The organism is Enterobacter sp. FW301-JW81 (assembly GCF_058788735.1).
On sequence record NZ_JBYTBA010000005.1, the window covers coordinates 426,504 to 446,632 of the forward strand.

The 20,129-nt window shown below is 56.8% G+C and carries 19 protein-coding genes; 11 read left to right on the plus strand and 8 right to left on the minus strand.

Going from position 1 to position 20,129, the window contains the following annotated elements; all coding sequences use genetic code 11:
* Positions 1–171 precede the first annotated feature (171 nt).
* From speFL to kdpF, 7 genes are all read right to left on the minus strand, one after another.
* On the minus strand, positions 172–276 hold the full coding sequence (speFL, locus tag AC3WOK_RS17750) for a leader peptide SpeFL (protein WP_003858645.1): 105 nt from the start codon (positions 274–276) through the stop codon (positions 172–174).
* Positions 277–554: 278 nt separating this feature from the next.
* Positions 555–1,232 carry a two-component system response regulator KdpE gene (gene kdpE, locus AC3WOK_RS17755; protein WP_059310959.1) on the minus strand — a complete coding sequence of 226 codons (678 nt, stop codon included), beginning with the start codon at positions 1,230–1,232 and terminating at the stop codon, positions 555–557.
* Positions 1,229–3,916 (minus strand): two-component system sensor histidine kinase KdpD, encoded by a 2,688-nt coding sequence (gene kdpD / locus AC3WOK_RS17760; protein WP_492354892.1) that lies wholly within the window; start codon positions 3,914–3,916, stop codon positions 1,229–1,231. Before kdpD ends, kdpE begins: the two co-directional genes overlap by 4 nt.
* Entirely contained in the window at positions 3,917–4,492 is a 576-nt protein-coding gene (gene kdpC, locus AC3WOK_RS17765) for a potassium-transporting ATPase subunit KdpC (RefSeq protein ID WP_063429967.1), read from the minus strand.
* Between the two features lie 12 nt (positions 4,493–4,504).
* Positions 4,505–6,553 (minus strand): potassium-transporting ATPase subunit KdpB, encoded by a 2,049-nt coding sequence (gene kdpB / locus AC3WOK_RS17770; RefSeq protein ID WP_492354893.1) that lies wholly within the window; start codon positions 6,551–6,553, stop codon positions 4,505–4,507.
* 18 nt (positions 6,554–6,571) lie between these two features.
* On the minus strand, positions 6,572–8,251 hold the full coding sequence (kdpA, locus tag AC3WOK_RS17775; protein WP_447855276.1) for a potassium-transporting ATPase subunit KdpA: 1,680 nt from the start codon (positions 8,249–8,251) through the stop codon (positions 6,572–6,574).
* Positions 8,251–8,340, minus strand: a complete 90-nt coding sequence (kdpF, locus tag AC3WOK_RS17780) for a K(+)-transporting ATPase subunit F (RefSeq protein ID WP_014069365.1) — start codon at positions 8,338–8,340, stop codon at positions 8,251–8,253. Before kdpF ends, kdpA begins: the two co-directional genes overlap by 1 nt.
* Positions 8,341–8,648: 308 nt before the next feature.
* Here kdpF and AC3WOK_RS17785 point away from each other — a divergent pair, with 308 nt between their 5' ends.
* From AC3WOK_RS17785 to nei, 7 genes are all read left to right on the plus strand, one after another.
* Positions 8,649–8,855: a YbfA family protein gene (locus AC3WOK_RS17785; RefSeq protein ID WP_492354894.1), complete on the plus strand. Its 207-nt coding sequence runs from the start codon at positions 8,649–8,651 to the stop codon at positions 8,853–8,855.
* Positions 8,856–9,460: 605 nt separating this feature from the next.
* Complete coding sequence (gene phrB, locus AC3WOK_RS17790; RefSeq protein WP_492354895.1) at positions 9,461–10,873, plus strand: deoxyribodipyrimidine photo-lyase; 1,413 nt, start codon at positions 9,461–9,463, stop codon at positions 10,871–10,873.
* A gap of 10 nt (positions 10,874–10,883) precedes the next feature.
* A complete protein-coding gene (locus tag AC3WOK_RS17795; RefSeq protein WP_059310969.1) occupies positions 10,884–11,627 on the plus strand; it encodes a type 2 GTP cyclohydrolase I in 744 nt (247 codons plus the stop codon).
* A gap of 14 nt (positions 11,628–11,641) precedes the next feature.
* On the plus strand, positions 11,642–12,298 hold the full coding sequence (gene pxpB, locus AC3WOK_RS17800; protein WP_047347074.1) for a 5-oxoprolinase subunit PxpB: 657 nt from the start codon (positions 11,642–11,644) through the stop codon (positions 12,296–12,298).
* Complete coding sequence (pxpC, locus tag AC3WOK_RS17805) at positions 12,292–13,224, plus strand: 5-oxoprolinase subunit PxpC (protein WP_059310953.1); 933 nt, start codon at positions 12,292–12,294, stop codon at positions 13,222–13,224. Before pxpB ends, pxpC begins: the two co-directional genes overlap by 7 nt.
* The gene (pxpA, locus tag AC3WOK_RS17810) at positions 13,211–13,948 is read left to right on the plus strand and encodes a 5-oxoprolinase subunit PxpA (protein WP_059310952.1); all 738 of its coding nucleotides are present in this window, start codon (positions 13,211–13,213) and stop codon (positions 13,946–13,948) included. Before pxpC ends, pxpA begins: the two co-directional genes overlap by 14 nt.
* Positions 13,949–13,970: 22 nt before the next feature.
* Positions 13,971–14,762 (plus strand): endonuclease VIII, encoded by a 792-nt coding sequence (gene nei / locus AC3WOK_RS17815; RefSeq protein ID WP_492354896.1) that lies wholly within the window; start codon positions 13,971–13,973, stop codon positions 14,760–14,762.
* 84 nt (positions 14,763–14,846) lie between these two features.
* On the opposite strand, the gene AC3WOK_RS17820 is transcribed toward nei, so the two are convergent.
* Positions 14,847–16,130 (minus strand): citrate synthase, encoded by a 1,284-nt coding sequence (locus tag AC3WOK_RS17820; RefSeq protein ID WP_047347070.1) that lies wholly within the window; start codon positions 16,128–16,130, stop codon positions 14,847–14,849.
* Between the two features lie 639 nt (positions 16,131–16,769).
* Here AC3WOK_RS17820 and sdhC point away from each other — a divergent pair.
* Genes sdhC through sdhB form a run of 4 tightly spaced genes read left to right on the plus strand, consistent with a single transcriptional unit; the run spans position 16,770 to position 20,013 of the window.
* A complete protein-coding gene (gene sdhC / locus AC3WOK_RS17825) occupies positions 16,770–17,174 on the plus strand; it encodes a succinate dehydrogenase cytochrome b556 subunit (protein WP_020684965.1) in 405 nt (134 codons plus the stop codon).
* Positions 17,168–17,515, plus strand: coding sequence for a succinate dehydrogenase membrane anchor subunit (sdhD, locus tag AC3WOK_RS17830; RefSeq protein WP_008501088.1), 348 nt, complete (start codon positions 17,168–17,170; stop codon positions 17,513–17,515). Before sdhC ends, sdhD begins: the two co-directional genes overlap by 7 nt.
* Positions 17,515–19,281, plus strand: a complete 1,767-nt coding sequence (gene sdhA, locus AC3WOK_RS17835) for a succinate dehydrogenase flavoprotein subunit (RefSeq protein ID WP_014883036.1) — start codon at positions 17,515–17,517, stop codon at positions 19,279–19,281. Before sdhD ends, sdhA begins: the two co-directional genes overlap by 1 nt.
* A gap of 15 nt (positions 19,282–19,296) precedes the next feature.
* Complete coding sequence (gene sdhB / locus AC3WOK_RS17840; RefSeq protein ID WP_008501090.1) at positions 19,297–20,013, plus strand: succinate dehydrogenase iron-sulfur subunit SdhB; 717 nt, start codon at positions 19,297–19,299, stop codon at positions 20,011–20,013.
* Positions 20,014–20,129 lie beyond the last annotated feature (116 nt).

Consider the following 20,129-nt stretch of genomic DNA (forward strand, 5'->3'; position numbering starts at 1 on the left):
GGTGGCCGCTGATTAAAATCAGTGAATTGCTTTTTTGATGATTGAAATTCAGTCCGCCCGGTGCGGATGAGTCTGAATCAAGATGAATGAACGCACGAGTTCACAGGCAATAGCCTGTAACATAAGGTTTTTTAGGATAACCTGTAAGCGAGTGCGCCAGAAGTCGAAGGACTACCGGGCGTTAAAGAGGTGAAAGTCAAAGCAGTTTCGGTGGGCAAACATCATGATATGTGTTGTCCGCCTTATATGGGGCATCAAGCGATTATTGTTTTCCATGTTTCATTTTCCTTTCAGTAATTGAAAGCATGGTCATTTTATCCGGGAAAAAGGGATTAACTGTGATCATGATCACCGTTAACCGATCATTTTAGAAATAAATATTCGTTTTTGATGAATATCTCAGATCAAAATTCTGATTTGTTGATGTGGTGTTAATAACATGTTTTTCTAATGTTTTAACGCGATAAAATAATGAAAGATGTTCTTAATGGTTTTATTTTAAATGAGTGATGGTGGGTTTCTATTATTAATTAAAAATAATAGTGAATAGATATTCAGACCATAAACCGATAACCGATACCGGTTTCAGTTAATAAATGGCGAGGGCGAGCGGGGTCAACTTCGAGTTTCTGACGAAGGTGTCCCATATATATGCGTAAATAGTGACTGTGTTCTACAGCGTTAGGTCCCCACACCTGATTTAACAGCTGGCGTTGGGTAAGTACCTTACCGTGGTTGTTGAGCAGCACGGCGAGCAGGCGAAACTCGATTGGCGTGAGATGGATCTCTTCTTCACCGCGCACAATGCGTCGCGCGGCCAGGTCAACCCGGATATCGCTAAACGTATAGACTGGGTCGGCTGGCGTGGTTGCGCTGTGGCGACGCAGCGCCACGCGAAGACGAGCCTGCAGTTCGCCGATGCCAAAAGGTTTAATCAGGTAGTCATCCGCCCCGGCATCCAGCGCGGCGATTTTATCCGTCTCTTCAGTGCGGGCGGAGAGCACCAGTATCGGCATCTGGCTCCACTGGCGGACTTCCCGAATGAAATCGATGCCGTCGCCATCCGGCAGCCCAAGGTCGAGGATCACCAGGTCCGGCTTGCGGGTGGCGGCTTCAATTAAACCCCGTTGAAGCGTACCCGCGTCATGAACGCGCAGACCGTCTCCTTCCAGCGCAGCGCGCAGAAACCGGCTAATGGCGATCTCATCTTCAACAATCAGAACGTTGATCACAAATCCTCTGGTAATTCATTAAGTTCTGGCGGAGTTTCCAGAGGAAGTGTAACACAAAAACGCGCGCCGCCTTCCGGACGATTCTCTGCGGAAATGGACCCGCCGTGGACGTCAATAATTGCCTGGCAAATCGCCAGCCCCAGCCCGACGCCCGGAATAGCCGACTCCTTATTGCCGCGCGCGAATTTTTCAAAAATAGCCAGCTCTTGCCCGGCAGGAATGCCCGGACCGGTATCCCAGACCTCAAGATGAAGCGTTCTGTCTTCCACCGTCGCATCCACGCCAATCCGCGCGCTGGCACCCGCATATTTGCCGGCATTTTCCAGCAGGTTGATCAGCACCCGTTCGAACAGCGGGCCATCAACGTGAATCAGGGTCAGGGGCTCAGGCATGTTCAGCGCGATATGTCGCCCACCGAGGCCAGGCTCGAGCATTTTCAGGGCGCTGCCCACCACCTCTTCAAGCGTGAGCCACTCTTTTTTCAGGTTAAAGCCGCCTGACTGAATACGCGCCATATCAAGCAGGTTATTCACCAGACGCGTGGTGTTCAGCACGTGCTGGCGGATTTCGCTTGCCTGAAGGGCGTGCTTAGAACCTTCCGCCGCCAGGTCCAGCGTCAGGATTTCTGACTGGCCAAACAGGACGGTGAGCGGGGTCCGCAGATCGTGAGACAGCGCCGCCAGCAGCGAGTTACGTATGCTTTCACGCTCGCTTGCCAGCCGGGCCTGCTCTTCGCTGGCGGTGAGCGCCAGCCGCTCGAGCGCGCTGGCAACCAGCAGGGTGAAGGTCTCGAGCAGGCGCTGCTGTTCGGGGATCATCAGCTGGCGCAGGTTGGAGGGCTCAACGATGACCAGCCCCTGATTTTTATCGGCACTGCGCAGCGGCAGAATTTGATAAGGCACGCCGGGCAGGGTGTCGGTCCCTGCGCCCGCAGGTAATCCTTTATCAAAGCTCCAGCGCGCGATGGCCTCGTCCCAGGGCGTCATGCCTGAGGCCGACGTCAGCGGGCGCAGCTTGCCGTGTTCGTCCGGGAGTAAAATCAGGTTGCTGGCATGAAACGTCGAGCGGATAAACTGCTCGCTGGTCTGCACAATATCCAGCGGGGTACGGCCAACCGCCAGCGATTTCGACATCTCATAGAGATGGCGCGTGCGCTGTTCGCGGTAGCGGGCGATACGCGCCTGATAGCGCACGCCCGCCGTCAGATTCCCGATCACCAGCCCGACGGTGAGCATCACGCCAAAGGTGAGAATGTACTGCACGTCCGAAACCGCCAGCGTGCCGCGCGGGGCGATAAAGAACAGATCGAAGCTGATGACGTTGATGACCGTCGCCAGTACCGACGGCCAGCGCCCGTAAAAGAGCGCCACCACCACCACGCCAAGAAGGTAAATCATCACCAGGTTGGCGGCATCAAACGCTATCAGCCACTGGCTGGCAATCACGGTAATCAGGGTGCAGAGCACGACAGCGACAAGGCAGCCGCGGAGCTGAATGCGCCATTTATCGCTGAAGGTGCGGCTGTCCGGCGCGCGAGTCGGTAAGGGCGTGGGTTTGTCATCCAGCGCCACGATCACCAGGTCCAGATCCGGCGCGCGGCGGGCGAGCTTGTCGGCAAAGGATTCGCGGCTAAACCAGCGGCGATGCTGGCGACGGCCAATCACGATTTTTCCCAGGTTATGCTCGCGCGCGTAGCGCAGAATGGCTTTATCTTCCTGGGGATCGGAAAGGGTGGCGGTTTCCGCGCCCAGCTCCTGCGCCAGGCGAAGCGAACTCAGAATAGCGCGCCGCTGGTTTTCAGGCAGAGCGTGGAGATGGGGCGTTTCGACATACACCGCATGCCAGACGCTGCCAAATTTGGCCGCCAGACGAGCGGCGGTGCGGACAAGCTTTTCATTGCCGCTACCGTGCCCCACGCACAGCAGGATGGCATCCCGCGTGTGCCAGACGCGTTCCTGGCCCTGCAGGTCACGCCAGGCGCGCATCTGATCGTCCACCCGGTCGGCGGTTCGGCGCAGGGCCAGTTCGCGCAGAGCAATCAGGTTACCTTTACGGAAGAAATGCTCGATGGCGCGCTCGGCCTGGCCGGCGATATAGACTTTGCCTTCATGCAGGCGCTGGCGTAAATCATCGGGGGGCAGGTCGACCAGCACCACCTCGTCGGCGGAATCAAAGAAGGGATCGGGTACCGTTTCGCGCACCTGAATGCCGGTCACGCCGCTCACCACGTCGTTCAGGCTTTCGAGATGCTGAACGTTAACCGTCGTGAAAACATCAATGCCGGCCTCAAGCAACTCTTCAACGTCCTGCCAGCGTTTGGGATGGCGTGAGCCTGGCGCATTGCTGTGCGCCAGCTCGTCCATCAGGATAAGAGCGGGACGGCGGGCGAGGGCGGCATCGAGATCGAATTCGGTGACTAACCGACCGCGGTGGCTGATACGTCGGGGCGGCTGGGTGGCCAGCCCCTTCAGCAGCGATGCCGTCTCTTTACGTCCGTGGGTTTCTACCACGCCGATCAGAATATCGAGCCCCTGCGCCCGAAGCCGCTGGGCTTCCGTCAGCATGGCGAAGGTTTTCCCGACGCCCGCGCAGGCGCCAAAGAAAATTTTCAGTTTGCCGCGATGGGCTTCAGCCGTCTGTTCGAGCAGCCTGTCCGGATCCGGGCGCATGGGCTCGTCGGTCATTTAGTTTTTCCTTAGCGCGTCCAGCGCCAGATTCAGCTCAACAATATTCACCACGGGCATGCCGATGAAGCTGACCAGCGGCTTTTGCGTGTGCTCTGCAACCAGCTGGCTAACCTGTTCGACGGTCAGCTGACGGGCGGCGGCGACGCGCGGAATTTGCCATGCCGCCGCTGCCGGCGTCAGGCTGTAGTCCAGCCCGCTGGCCGAGGCGGTTACCAGCTCCACGGGAACGTCACGGCTGGCCTGCGGATTAGCGGCGCGCAGGGCTGCCACGCGCCCGGCGACGGCTTTGTCCAGCTCGGGGTTGCTGCCCGCCAGGTTACTGCCGCCGGATGCCATCGGATTATACGGGCTTTCGGCAGTGGCGGAAGGGCGTCCCTGGAAGTAGCGGGCATCCGTAAAGTTCTGACCAATCAGCCGTGAACCGCGGGATTCTCCGTTCTGGATAATCTGTGAGCCGTTAGCCTGCTCGGCAAACCACCACTGACCCAGCGCGGTGGTCGCCAGCGGGTAAAGCCCGCCGGTAATAAGAGACAGCAGAATAAATAACAGTATAGCGGGACGTAACATCGTCATTTGATTCACCTTTTAGACCAGCCCGAACAGCGTCAGGAGCACGTCGATAACCTTAATACCAATAAAGGGCACAACCAGCCCGCCCAGACCGTAAATCCACAGGTTGCGGCGCAGCATGGCGGCCGCGGTGAGCGGCTTATAGCTCACGCCCTTCAGCGCCAGCGGGATCAGGAAGACAATAATCAGGGCGTTAAAAATCACCGCACTGAGAATGGCCGAGGACGGAGAGTGCAGATGCATCACGTTCAGCGCGTTTAATTGCGGATAGGTCGCGGCAAACGCGGCCGGAATGATGGCGAAATACTTCGCCACGTCGTTGGCAATGCTGAACGTGGTCAGCGAACCGCGCGTCATCAGCATCTGCTTGCCGATGTGCACCACTTCAATCAGCTTGGTCGGGTTAGAGTCGAGGTCAACCATGTTGCCCGCTTCTTTTGCCGCCTGCGTACCGGAGTTCATCGCTACCGCCACGTCGGCCTGTGCGAGGGCTGGGGCATCGTTGGTACCGTCACCGGTCATTGCCACCAGACGGCCTTCCGCCTGATACTGACGAATCAATGCCAGCTTGGCTTCCGGCGTTGCTTCGGAAAGAAAATCATCCACGCCCGCTTCGGCGGCAATCGCCGCCGCGGTAAGACGGTTGTCCCCGGTGATCATCACCGTTTTGATCCCCATTTTACGCAGCTGGGCAAAGCGCTCTTTGATGCCCCCTTTGACGATATCCTTCAGGGCGATCACCCCCAGCACGCGCGCCCCCTCGGCTACCACCAGAGGCGTTGCTCCCTGACGGGCCACGCTCTCGACCAGGCTGTCCACTTCCGGTGGGAAGTGGCCGTTGTTAGCCTCAATGTGGCGACGGATGGCGTCAACAGAGCCTTTACGGATCATGCGATCCTGAATGTTAATGCCGCTCATGCGGGTTTGCGCCGTGAAGGGCACGAAAGTGGCATGCAGGCTCTGCACGTCGCGCTGGCGCAGGTTAAAGCGCTGCTTGGCGAGAACCACAATGCTGCGGCCTTCCGGGGTTTCATCGGCAAGGGAGGAGAGCTGTGCCGCATCCGCCAGCGTTTTTTCATCCACCCCCGGGGCGGGTAAGAAATCTGACGCCTGGCGGTTACCGAGGGTAATGGTCCCGGTTTTATCCAGCAGCAAGACATCCACGTCACCCGCGGCTTCCACCGCACGCCCGCTGGTGGCGATGACGTTAGCACCAAGCATGCGGCTCATCCCGGCCACGCCGATGGCAGACAGCAGGCCGCCAATGGTGGTTGGGATCAGGCAGACCAGCAGAGCTACCAGAACAGTGATGGTGACCGCGGTGCCGCCGTAGGCGGAGAACGGCCACAGCGTCGCGGTGGCCAGCAGGAAGACGATGGTCAGCGCCACCAGCAGGATGGTGAGGGCAATCTCGTTGGGTGTCTTACGACGCTGCGCGCCTTCTACCATGGCGATCATCCTGTCGAGGAAGGTTTCACCCGGGTTCACGCTGCACTGGATCACCAGCCAGTCGGAGAGAATGCGCGTCCCTCCCGTCACGGAGGCGAAATCGCCGCCGGATTCACGAATAACCGGCGCGGATTCCCCGGTAATGGCGCTTTCGTCCACCGATGCGCCCCCTTCAATGACTTCCCCGTCGCAAGGGATAATGTCACCGGCTTCCACCAGCACCACATCGCCTTTACGCAGTTCATCCGCCGGAACGTGATCCATCTGCGCGCCGTATTTCGGCTCACGTAACTTGCGCGCGAAGGCGGTTTTTTTCACCCCTTTCAGGCTGTTGGCCTGGGCTTTACTCCGGCCTTCCGCCAGCGCTTCCGCAAAGTTAGCGAACAGCACGGTAAACCACAGCCAAAGGCTGATGGCGGCGGTAAACATTGCGTTTCCCGGCATGTGGCCCGTTCCCATGGCAATTGCCAGGGCGGTGGTCAGGACGCTTCCCGCCCAGACGATAAACATCACCGGGTTGTGCCACTGCACGCGCGGGCTCAGTTTTTTCACCGCATCCATGAGCGCCTGGCGAACTAATGACGGTTCGAACAGGGCCAGTTGTTTACGACTCATGACAATTTCTCCGCAAAATCAGCGTAAAGAGAGGTATTCCGCGACCGGGCCTAACGCGAGGGCGGGGATAAAGGTCAGGGCGCCGACCAGCAACACGGTGCCCGCCAGCAGGCCGATAAACAGCGCGCCGTGGGTCGGTAATGTCCCGGTGGTGGTCGGTTGAATTTTTTTATTCACCAGCGATCCGGCAATCGCCATGACCGGCACAATGATCCCGAAGCGACCCACAAACATGCAGAACGCCAGCAGGCAGTTCCAGAACGGTGAGTTGGCGCTTAAGCCAGCAAAGGCGCTGCCGTTGTTATTGGCGGCCGAGGAGACGGCATATAGCACTTCGCTAAAGCCGTGAATACCCGGGTTAAAGATGCCGCTGCGTCCGGCCTCGGTCATCAGCGCCAGCGCGGTGCCGAGCAGCACAAGGGCAGGGGTGACCAGAATCGCTAGCGCGGTTAACTTCATCTCGCGAACGTCGATTTTTTTACCCAGGTATTCCGGGGTGCGGCCAATCATCAGACCGGCTATAAACACCGCCAGCAGCACGAACAGCAGCATGCCGTAAAGACCCGAGCCCACGCCGCCAAACACAACCTCGCCAATCTGCATCAGCCACATCGGGATCATGCCACCCAGTGCCGTAAAGGAATCGTGCATGGCATTGACCGCGCCGCACGAGGCCGCTGTGGTGACTACCGCATACAGGCTGCTGGCGAGAATGCCGAAGCGGCTCTCTTTACCTTCCATGTTGATCGCGTTATCGGCGCCCAGCGAGAGGAAGTGCGGGTTCCCCTGCCATTCGGCCCACATCACCAGTGCGGCACAAACCACAAAGATAAGCGACATCGTCCAGAGCAGGGTGCGACCCTGACGACGATCGTTGACCACGTCGCCAAAGGCAAAGCAGAGCGCGGCGGGGATCAGGAAAATGGCCAGCATCTGTACAAAATTGGTCAGTGCGGTAGGGTTTTCAAACGGATGCGACGAGTTGGCGTTAAAGAAGCCCCCGCCGTTCGTTCCGAGCATCTTGATGGCTTCCTGCGACGCGACGGGCCCCATCGGCAGGAGCTGTTTTGCCCCTTCCAGCGAGGTATAAGGGGCGTAAGGCAGCAGGTTTTGCAGGGTGCCCTGCTGAATAAAGAACAGCGCGATCAGCAGCGCAATCGGCAGCAGGATCCACAGCGTTATGCGCGTCAGATCCACCCAGGCATTGCCCAGCGTACTTACTTTCTGGCGGGCAAACGCGCGCGTTAGCGCGAAGATCACCGCGATACCGCTGGCGGCAGAAAGGAAGTTTTGCACGGTTAAGCCGGCCATCTGGCTAAAGTAGCTCAGCGTGGTTTCACCGGAATAGGACTGCCAGTTGGTGTTGGAGACAAAACTGACCGCCGTGTTCAGCGCAAGATGCCAGGACAAGCCCGGTAATTGTTGCGGGTTCAGCGGCAGACTGCCCTGCAGCATCAGCATGGCAAAAAGCGCAATCAGCCCAACGATATTCAGCAGCAGAATGGCTAGCAGATATTCGCGCCAGTTCATCTCCCGATCGTGTATTCCCAGCACGCGCCAGATCCCTTTCTCAACGCTTCCCGTGCCGGGCAAGGGGACGTTGTTGATAAGCCGTGCCAGCCCTGTTCCCAGTGGCCGGGCCAGGACGAACAGGACCGCTAAGAAGCTGGCGATAAGCAAAAACGCCTGAGCAGCCATCAGAATGCCTCCGCATTAATCAGGGCATAAACCAGATAGCCCAGTAACAGGAACACCAGCACGATGCCGGCAATAAGACCTGCACTCACAATCCACCTCCGGGTGACTTTTGTTGTTGTGCTAACGGTAGGATTTATGGCGCAAAGATTTCGCAAAAATGAGAAGGGCGGGTGTAAAAAAAGTATAAAAATGAGAAAGCCCACAATTTAACTATTGATAAGTAAATCGTTAACTTTTTTGTAACTTAGTTACGGCGTGAATGTAAATTTTCACTAAACGGGCGAAAATAAGTGGTCGGATGAGTAGTAAAATTACAAACAAAGCGATATTATTTTAGCCAGGTCACAGATTTTGAATTTTCCGGATGACGTTTCCGGCCAACTATAGGGGAGAAAATATGGATCTTTATAAAGAGTATCCGGCTCATATCGTGTTCATGCGTCGCACTTTCGCCCTAGTGGCTGGCGTGCTGGCTCTGCCGGTGATGCTGTTCTGGAAAGATCGTGCACGTTTTTACAGCTATCTGCACCGCGTCTGGGCGAAAACCAGCGAGAAGCCGGTGTGGATGGACCAGGCCGAGAAAGCGACCTGCGATTTTTACTGATACGAAGACTACACGCAGCAATAAAAAAACCGCCAACAGTAATGTGGCGGTTTTTTTGTCCCTCAGGATTCGCGGTCCGTTGGGTGGTTTATCAAGCTCTCACACAGAGGTTTTCAAGCATACTTCTGCAAGCTGAAGATTCAAACGCTTAGATCCTAAATATATTCTTAAAAACAATTTCAATAGATTACGCTTCGTTCGCGCGGAGATTACTATGCAGCGTCCCTTTCCGCCATCTCGCAAATGGGCACCGGTCACGGGAGAGGTATTTCCACAACCGTGAGCCAGGCTCCACACAGAGCTTGTGTCCACCGACTTATCACCGGTGGTGAACGGTGGAGCGGTTAGCTGCAGGGACCGCATGATGAAACGCTATATATGCATTGCGTTCATTGTCGCCAGCGTACTTGTTGTTAAGCGTGATGAACCGACCGGGTTTGTTGCATTGACCACGATAGCGCAGGACAAGTAGCGTTAAGGCCGCCTCGGGCGGCCTTTTTTATTTCATCCCGTCTACACTTCATGGCAAAGTACATTAAAAGCCCGCCGCTTTTTCCTTTAGTGGCGTGCCCTTACGGACATAATGGATATTTGCCTGGAGTTTTATGCCCACCCATCTGGTTTGGTTTCGCGCGGACCTGCGCGTGCATGACAACATCGCTCTCGCGGCTGCCTGCCGCTCTCAGGATGCCAGGGTGCTGGCGCTGTATATCGCCACGCCCGAACAATGGCAGCAGCATGATATGGCGCCCCGACAGGCCGCTTATCTCAACGCGCATCTGAATGAACTGCAATGCTCGCTTGCCGAAAAAGGCATTCCGTTGATTTATAAAGAGGTCAGTGACTTTGCCGCGCAGCTTCTGGCGGTGCAGGAGGTGTGCCAGCAGCACCAGGTCACGCATCTTTTTTATAACTATCAGTACGAACTGAACGAGCGCCAGCGGGATCGCCAGCTGGAGGCAACGCTGAAAGATGTGCAGTGCCAGGGCTTTGATGACAGCGTGATGCTGGCACCGGGCAGCGTCATGACCGGCAATCATGAGATGTACAAGGTGTTTACGCCCTTTAAAAACGCCTTTGTTAAACGTCTTAAAGAGGCGCTGCCGGAGTGCGTGGCCGCGCCCGCAGTTCGGGGGGAGGCGTTAACGGACCTGCCGGAACTGACGTTTAATTATCCCCGGGCGGCGTTCGACGCGCTTCTGTTCCCCGCCGACGAGAAATCCGCTATCGCGAAGCTGCGCCAGTTTTGCAAGCAGGGTGCGGGTGAGTATGACGCGCGCAGGGATTTCCCGGCCATTGAAGGGACCAGCCGTTTATCCGCGTGCCTGGCGTTGGGCGTGCTCTCTCCTCGCCAGTGTTTGCATCGTCTGCTGGCCGAGCAGCCTCAGGCGCTGGACGGCGGGCCCGGATCGGTGTGGCTTAACGAGCTGATCTGGCGCGAGTTCTATCGCCATCTGATGACGTATCACCCTGATTTATGTAAACATCGCCCATTCATTCCGTGGACCGATAACGTAACATGGCAGCACGATGAGGTGTTCTTCCAGGCGTGGCAGAAAGGTGAAACGGGCTACCCCATTGTGGACGCCGCGATGCGCCAGCTAAATGAAACCGGGTGGATGCACAACCGTCTGCGGATGATTACCGCCAGCTTCCTGGTGAAAGATCTCCTCATCGACTGGCGTGCCGGGGAGCGCTATTTTATTTCTCAGCTGATCGATGGCGATCTGGCGGCGAACAACGGCGGCTGGCAGTGGGCCGCCTCGACCGGCACCGATGCGGCTCCCTATTTCCGGATTTTTAATCCCACCACCCAGGGGCAAAAATTTGACGCAGACGGTGACTTCATTCGCCGCTGGCTGCCCGCGCTCAGGAATGTTCCTGCGAAAGCGATCCACGACCCATGGACATGGGCGGATAAACAGGGCGTGAAGCTCGATTATCCCCGTCCGATTGTTGACCATAAACAGGCGCGCGTCGCCACGCTGGCGGCCTATGAAGCCGCCCGCAAAGCTTGAGAGAGTGATGATGAAAAATAGCGAACTGGAAAGCCTGATCAACGAAAAACTGAACAGTACCGCCTTCAGCGATTACGGCCCGAACGGGCTTCAGGTTGAAGGACGTGAGACGGTGCAAAAAATTATCACTGGCGTGACGGCAAGCCAGGCGCTGCTGGACGAGGCTGTTCGTCAGGACGCCGACGCGGTGATTGTCCACCACGGTTATTTCTGGAAAAACGAATCGCCGATTATTCGCGGCATGAAGCGCAACCGCCTGAAAACGCTGCTGGCAAATGACATCAACCTGTACGGCTACCACCTGCCGCTGGATGCGCACCCGGAGCTCGGTAACAACGTTCAGCTGGCGCAGTTACTTGGAATTACCGTGATGGGTGAGATTGAGCCGCTGGTGCCGTGGGGCGAACTGGCAATGCCGGTTCCCGGACTGGAGCTGGCCTCATGGATCGAAGCGCGCCTCGGGCGTCGTCCCCTGTGGTGCGGCGATACCGGACCGGATCTGGTGAAGCGTGTTGCCTGGTGCACCGGGGGCGGGCAGGGCTTTATCGATAGCGCCGCGCGCTTCGGTGTCGATGCGTTTATTACAGGCGAAGTCTCCGAGCAGACGGTTCACTCCGCCCGCGAGCAGGGGCTCCATTTCTACGCCGCAGGCCATCATGCCACGGAACGTGGCGGCATTCGCGCCCTCAGCGAGTGGCTGACGGAAAATACCGATCTGGATGTGACCTTTATTGATATCCCTAATCCGGCCTGATGAGAGGTAGTTAAGTGCAGCGAGCGCGTTGTTATCTTCTGGGCGAAACCGCAGTGGTACTGGAGCTGGAGCCGCCCGTTACGCTGGCTACGCAAAAGCGTATCTGGCGGCTGACCCAGCGTCTGGCCGACATGCCTGAAGTGGTTGAGGCCATTCCGGGCATGAATAACATTACCGTCGTGCTGCGTAGCCCGCATACGCTGGCTCTGGATGCCATCGAACGCTTGCAGCGCTGGTGGGAAGAGAGTGAGGCGCTGGAGCCTGACTCCAGAACGATTGAGATCCCGGTGGTGTACGGTGGTGCGCAGGGGCCCGACCTCTCCGTGGTCGCCGAGCACTGCGGGTTAACGGAAAAGCAGGTTGTTGAGCTGCACGCCTCCGTTGATTACGTGGTCTGGTTTTTAGGATTTCAGCCGGGCTTTCCGTATCTTGGCGGGCTTTCCCCGAGGCTGCATACGCCGCGTCGCGCGGAGCCGCGCCTGAGCGTGCCGGCAGGCACCGTCGCAATTGGCGGCGAACAGACCGGCATTTATCCACTGGCTTCGCCTGGCGGCTGGCAGCTTATCGGACACACGTCCACGCCGTTATTTGAACCCGGGCAGGCATCGCCGGTCCTCCTGCGTCCTGGCGATACCCTCCGCTTTATCCCGCAGAAGGAGGGCGTATGCTAACGCTGATTCGCGCAGGGCTTTACACCTCCGTGCAGGATGCGGGCCGCTTTGGCATGCGCCAGTCCGGCGTGAGCTACTGTGGCGCGCTGGACAGGCCCGCGCTGGAGATTGCTAACGTGCTGGTGGGCAACCCCGGCAATACGGCGGCGCTCGAAATTACGCTGGGGCAGTGCGTCATTGAGTTTAGTCACGAGACCTGGTTTGCGTTAACCGGCGCAGGGTGCGATGCCACGCTTGATGGCAAAGCGGTCTGGACCGGCTGGCGGCTGCGGGCGAAAGCCGGGCAGCGTTTAACGCTTAAGCGTCCTTTGCACGGGGTACGTAGCTATCTTGCTGTCGCGGGCGGGATTGACGTGCCGGAGGTGCTGGGCTCATCCAGTACCGATCAGAAAGCCGGTATTGGCGGTCACGAAGGACGCCTGTTGCAGGATGGCGATCGTCTGGCGATCGGGCCATCCGCGCGCCACTTCTCGACGGCTCAGGGCGTGAAGCAGCTCCTCTGGAGTAACCAGATCCGCGCCCTGCCGGGGCCGGAATATCATGAATTTGATGAGGCCTCTAAAGAGTCCTTCTGGCGCTCGCCGTGGAAGCTCAGCCCGCAAAGTAACCGCATGGGATATCGCCTGCAGGGACAGCCGCTGACCCGTATGACGGACCGAGAATTGCTTTCCCACGGGTTGTTGCCCGGCGTCATTCAGGTGCCGGGTAACGGTCAACCTATTGTGTTGATGAACGATGCGCAGACGACGGGTGGTTATCCGCGTATTGCCTGCATTATTGAGGCCGATCGTTACCATCTGGCGCAAATTCCCCTGGGACAGCCGATCCACTTCGTGCAATGTTCGCTGGAGGAGGCGCTGAAGGCGCGTCAGGATCGGCAGCGCTATCTGGAACAGCTGGCGTGGAGGCTCGATGGTAAAGATTGATTTAAACGCCGACTTGGGCGAGGGCGGCAGCGCGGATGCCGAGCTGATGACCCTGGTCTCCTCGGTCAATATCGCCTGCGGCTTTCACGCGGGTGATGCGCGGATCATGCTGGAGAGCGTTCGCAATGCCCTTAAAAACGGCGTAGCGATTGGCGCTCACCCGAGCTTTCCCGACCGGGAAAACTTTGGCCGCACCGCGATGAACCTGCCGCCGGAGACGGTCTACGCCCAGATGCTGTACCAGATTGGCGCGCTGGAGGCGATTGTGCGAGCCCAGCAGGGCGTGTTACGCCACGTGAAGCCGCACGGCATGCTCTACAATCAGGCGGCGAAAGAGCCCGCTCTTGCGGACGCCATCGCTCGCGCGGTACGGGATTGCAACGCGCAGCTGATACTGGTTGGCCTGGCGGGTAGCGAGCTTATCCGCGCCGGGCAGCGTCTGGGGTTAACCACGCGTCAGGAAGTGTTTGCGGACAGGGGATATTTGCCCGATGGCAGCCTGGTCCCGAGGACCCAGCCCGGCGCGTTAATTACCGATGAGTCTCAGGCGCTGGCGCAGACGCTTCAGATGGTGCGGGAGGGCACGGTCAACGCGACGGATGGCTCTATGGCCAGCGTGCAGGCGGATACGGTTTGTTTACACGGTGATGGCGAGCATGCGCTGCAGTTCGCGCGCCGCTTGCGGGCGGCCTTTGCAGAGCAGGGGATCCTCGTCAGCGCATGACACTCACGATAAGGACAGAAAAATGCCTGAAGGCCCGGAGATCCGCCGCGCGGCGGATAGCCTCGAGGCGGCGATAAAGGGCAAAACCCTGACGAACGTCTGGTTTGCTTTTCCTCAACTGAAAGCGTTTGAAGCCCAGCTGGTGGGTCAAACGTTGACGCATATTGAAACGCGCGGGAAGGCGTTGCTTACGCACTTTTCCCATAACCTGACGTTATATAGCCATAACCAGCTTTACGGCGTCTGGCGAGTGGTTAACGCGGATGAGCAACCGCAAACCAACCGCGTGTTGCGCGTCAGGCTGCAAACGGCGGATAAAGCAATTCTGCTTTACAGCGCGTCGGATATAGAAATGTTAACACCGGAGCAACTGCTCACTCACCCGTTTCTGCAGCGGGTCGGGCCGGACGTGCTGGATATGCGCCTGACGGCGAACGATGTTAAAGCCCGCTTGTTATCTCCCAAATTCCGCAACCGGCAATTTTCCGGGTTACTGCTCGATCAGGCGTTCCTGGCAGGGCTGGGTAACTATCTGCGGGTAGAAATTCTGTGGGAAGTGGGGCTGGCACCGCAGCACAAAGCGTCTCAGCTAAGCGATGAACAGCTGGAGGCGCTGTCCCACGCGCTGCTGGATATTCCGCGGTTATCCTATAATACGCGCGGCGTGGTGGATGAGAACATGCATCACGGGGCGCTGTTCCGCTTTAAGGTGTTTCATCGGGCGGGGAAACAGTGCGAGCGATGCGGCGGGATTATCGACAGGATTATGCTCTCTTCGAGACCCTTTTACTGGTGCCCGCACTGCCAGAAATAAAAAAGCCGGGTGGCGGCTACGCCTTACCCGGCCTACATTTCGCGCTTGTAGGCCCGGCAAGCGAAGCGCCGCCGGGCGTGTTTATTAGCGCTTAATATCAGACTTAAAATCACGCTGCTCGTAGCCGGTGTACAGCTGACGAGGACGAGCAATTTTCATGCCTTCGCTGTGCATTTCGTTCCAGTGCGCAATCCAGCCTACGGTACGCGCCATCGCGAAGATCACGGTGAACATGGAGGACGGAATACCCATCGCTTTCAGGATGATACCTGAGTAGAAATCGACGTTCGGGTAGAGTTTCTTCTCGATGAAGTACGGGTCGTTCAGCGCGATGTGCTCAAGCTCCATCGCCACTTCCAGCAGGTCATCTTTGGTACCCAGCTCTTTCAGCACTTCGTGGCAGGTCTCACGCATGACGGTCGCGCGCGGGTCGTAGTTTTTGTAAACACGGTGACCGAAGCCCATCAGGCGGAAGGAGTCATTCTTGTCTTTTGCGCGACGCACGAACTCAGGAATGTGCTCAACGGTGCTGATCTCTTCCAGCATCTTCAGTGCCGCTTCGTTCGCGCCGCCGTGCGCCGGTCCCCACAGGGAGGCGATGCCCGCAGCGATACAGGCGAACGGGTTCGCGCCTGAAGAGCCTGCGGTACGGACGGTGGAGGTCGATGCGTTCTGTTCGTGGTCAGCGTGCAGGATCAGAATACGGTCCATCGCGCGTTCCAGCACCGGATTCACTTCGTACTCTTCGCACGGCGTGGAGAACATCATGCGCAGGAAGTTACCCGCGTAGGAGAGGTCGTTACGTGGATACACAAACGGCTGGCCGATGGAGTATTTGTAACACATCGCCGCCATGGTTGGCATTTTGGACAGCAGGCGGAACGCCGCGATATCGCGGTGACGTGGGTTATTCACGTCAAGGGAGTCGTGGTAGAACGCCGCCAGCGCACCGGTAATACCGCACATCACCGCCATCGGGTGAGAGTCACGACGGAACGCATGGAACAGACGGGTAATCTGCTCATGGATCATGGTGTGACGGGTCACGGTGGTTTTGAATTCATCGTATTGCGCCTGCGTCGGTTTTTCGCCGTTCAGCAGGATATAGCACACTTCCAGATAGTTGGATTCAGTGGCTAACTGATCGATGGGGAAGCCGCGATGGAGCAGGATACCTTCGTCACCGTCAATGTAGGTGATTTTGGATTCGCAAGATGCGGTAGAGGTAAATCCTGGGTCAAAGGTGAAAACCCCTTTAGAACCCAGAGTACGGATATCAATAACATCCTGACCGAGCGTGCCTTTTAGCACATCCAGTTCAATAGCATCATCACCATTTAGGGTGAGTTTTGCCTTTGTATCAGCCATTTACGGTCTCCTTAGCGCCTTATGCTTAAGACTGCGCTTTACCGGATTTGCTTTCAGCTGTTAATCACCGTTACCAGATTGTTATTTGGCTTACCGCTCAGCTCACGAGGACAAACCAGGGTACAGAGCTATGGCGCCTTGCAGGTAAACGAATGAAATATCAGTGAAACAACAGCAAATCAGCGTTTTTGCAGTCCGAATTATTCAAACCTGTATATCACTAATAACTGTCCTGATAACTTCGGTCAATACCATCACACTGTTACATAACTATTTGTCAGGTGAAAGAGAGACCTCATAACTTTTGCGCATTATATGCCTTTTCTGATGACGTTTGTAACAATATTGTTTAACATTTGTCAAATCAGATGATTAAAAATTAAAAAGATGTTGTTATCGTGACCCTGATCACTGTTCCAGAGAAAACCCGACAAACTGTATGTAGGTTAATTGTAATGATTTTGTGAACGGCCTATACTGCCGCCAGGTCTCCGGAACACCCTGCAATCCCGAGCCACCCAGCGTTGTAACGTGTCGTTTTAGCATTTGGAAGCAATGTTTTGCATGACGCGCAGTTATAGAAAAGGAACGCTGCTTGACCCGCATCGCAGTCCGGAGGAAGGAAACAATAAGAACAGCATGTGGGCGTTATTCATGATAAGAAATGTGAAAAAACAAAGACCTGTCAATCTGGATCTCAAAACGATCCGGTTCCCTGTAACAGCAATAGCGTCCATTCTGCACCGTGTATCCGGTGTGATTACGTTTGTGGCGGTCGGTATTCTGCTGTGGTTACTGGGCACCAGCCTCTCTTCTCCTGAAGGATTCCTCCAGGCCTCTGCCATCATGAACAGCTTCTTCGTGAAATTCATCATGTGGGGCATTCTGACCGCGCTGGCGTACCACGTTGTTGTGGGTGTTCGCCATATGCTGATGGACTTCGGTTACCTGGAAGAAACGTTCGAAGCCGGGAAACGCTCCGCTAACATTTCATTTGTGATTACAGTCGTGCTTTCACTTCTCGCAGGAGTTCTCGTATGGTAAGCAACGCCTCCGCATTAGGACGCAACGGCGTACATGACTTCATTCTTGTCCGTGCTACCGCCATCGTTCTCACCCTTTACATTATCTATATGATTGGTTTCTTCGCGACCAGCGGCACGCTGACGTGGGAAATCTGGAGCGGGTTCTTCGGATCTGCCTTCACCAAAGTGTTCACCCTGCTGGCGCTGTTCTCCATCCTTATTCATGCCTGGATTGGTATGTGGCAGGTGCTGACCGATTACGTTAAACCTCTGGCGATTCGCCTCCCTCTGCAGTTGGCCATTGTTGTTGCTCTGGTGGTTTACGTTATTTATGGATTCGTTGTGGTGTGGGGTGTGTAATGAAACTGCCAGTCAGAGAATTTGATGCTGTAGTGATTGGTGCGGGTGGCGCAGGTATGCGTGCCGCACTGCAAATTTCCCAGAGCGGCCAGACCTGTGCGCTGCTCTCAAAAGTTTTCCCGACCCGTTCTCATACCGTGTCTGCGCAGGGCGGTATTACCGTTGCGCTGGGTAACTCCCATGAAGATAACTGGGAATGGCATATGTACGACACGGTAAAAGGTTCCGATTACATCGGCGACCAGGATGCCATCGAATATATGTGTAAGACTGGCCCGGAAGCGATTCTGGAGCTGGATCACATGGGGCTGCCGTTCTCCCGTCTGGAAAATGGCACCATCTATCAGCGTCCGTTTGGCGGCCAGTCGAAAAACTTCGGCGGCGAGCAGGCGGCACGCACCGCGGCAGCGGCTGACCGTACCGGTCACGCGCTGCTGCACACCCTGTATCAGCAGAACCTGAAAAACCACACCACCATCTTCTCCGAGTGGTACGCGCTGGATCTGGTGAAAAACGCCGATGGCGCAGTGGTAGGTTGTACCGCGCTGTGCATCGAAACCGGTGAAGTGGTCTACTTCAAAGCCCGCGCAACGGTGCTGGCCACCGGCGGGGCAGGCCGTATTTACCAGTCCACCACTAACGCCCACATCAACACCGGTGACGGTGTCGGTATGGCAATCCGCGCTGGCGTGCCGGTGCAGGATATGGAGATGTGGCAGTTCCACCCAACCGGTATCGCCGGTGCAGGCGTTCTGGTCACGGAAGGCTGCCGTGGTGAAGGTGGCTACCTGCTGAACAAACATGGCGAGCGCTTCATGGAGCGTTATGCCCCGAATGCGAAAGACCTGGCGGGTCGTGACGTGGTGGCGCGTTCAATCATGATCGAAATTCGTGAAGGCCGCGGATGTGACGGCCCGTGGGGTCCACACGCGAAGCTGAAACTCGACCATCTGGGTAAAGAAGTTCTGGAATCCCGTCTGCCGGGCATTCTGGAATTGTCCCGCACCTTCGCCCACGTCGACCCGGTAAAAGAGCCGATTCCGGTTATCCCAACTTGCCACTACATGATGGGCGGTATTCCGACCAAAGTGACCGGCCAGGCGCTGACCGTGAACGAGCAGGGCGAAGACGTGGTCATTCCGGGCCTGTTCGCGGTAGGCGAGATTGCCTGCGTATCCGTACACGGTGCAAACCGTCTGGGCGGCAACTCCCTGCTGGACCTGGTGGTGTTTGGTCGTGCGGTGGGTCTGCATCTGCAGGAATCCATTGCCGAGCAGGGCGCGCTGCGTGATGCGACCGACGACGAAATTGATGCCTCTCTTGAGCGCCTCAACCGCTGGAACGGTAACCGTAACGGCGAAGATCCGGTGGAAATCCGTAAAGCACTGCAGGAATGCATGCAGCACAACTTCTCGGTATTCCGTGAAGGTGACGCGATGGCCAAAGGACTTGAGCAGCTGAAAGCGATCCGCGAGCGTCTCAAAAACGCCCGTCTGGACGACACCTCCAGCGAGTTCAACACCCAGCGCGTTGAGTGCCTGGAGCTGGATAACCTGATGGAAACCGCGTTCGCAACCGCGATGTCGGCAAACTTCCGTACCGAAAGTCGTGGCGCGCATAGCCGCTTCGACTTCCCGGATCGTGACGATGAAAACTGGCTGTGCCATTCCCTGTATCTGCCAGAGTCGGAATCCATGACGCGTCGTAGCGTCAACATGGAACCGAAACTGCGTCCGGCGTTCCCGCCGAAGATTCGTACTTACTAATGCGGAGACAGGATAATGAAACTCGAATTCTCAGTTTATCGTTATAACCCGGATGTTGATGACGCTCCGCGTATGCAGGACTACACCCTGGAAGCGGAAGAAGGTCGCGACATGATGCTGCTGGATGCCTTAATCCAGCTGAAAGAAAAAGATCCGACGCTGTCGTTCCGCCGCTCCTGTCGTGAAGGGGTTTGTGGCTCTGACGGCGTGAACATGAACGGCAAAAATGGCCTGGCCTGCATCACGCCAATTTCAGCGTTGCAGCGCCCTGGCCAGAAAATTGTTATCCGTCCTCTGCCAGGCCTGCCGGTCGTGCGTGATTTGGTGGTAGACATGGGGCAATTCTATGCACAATATGAGAAGATTAAGCCTTACTTATTGAATAATGGGCAAAATCCACCCGCTCGTGAGCACTTACAGTCTCCTGAGCAGCGTGAAAAACTCGATGGGCTGTACGAGTGTATTCTCTGCGCATGTTGTTCAACGTCCTGCCCGTCGTTCTGGTGGAATCCGGACAAGTTTATCGGCCCGGCCGGTCTGCTGGCTGCCTATCGCTTCCTGATCGATAGCCGCGACACCGAAACCGATAGCCGTCTGGAAGGACTGAGTGACGCTTTCAGCGTATTCCGCTGCCATAGCATCATGAACTGCGTCAGTGTGTGTCCTAAGGGGCTGAACCCGACGCGCGCCATCGGCCATATTAAGTCGATGCTGCTGCAGCGCAGTGCGTAAGTAGTGAGAGGGGAGCGCTGTTCCCCTCACCCTAACCCTCTCCCACAGGGAGAGGGAACAGATTGCAGGAAATCTTTAAAAACTGCCGACGACCTTCCCCCTCTCCCTGTGGGAGA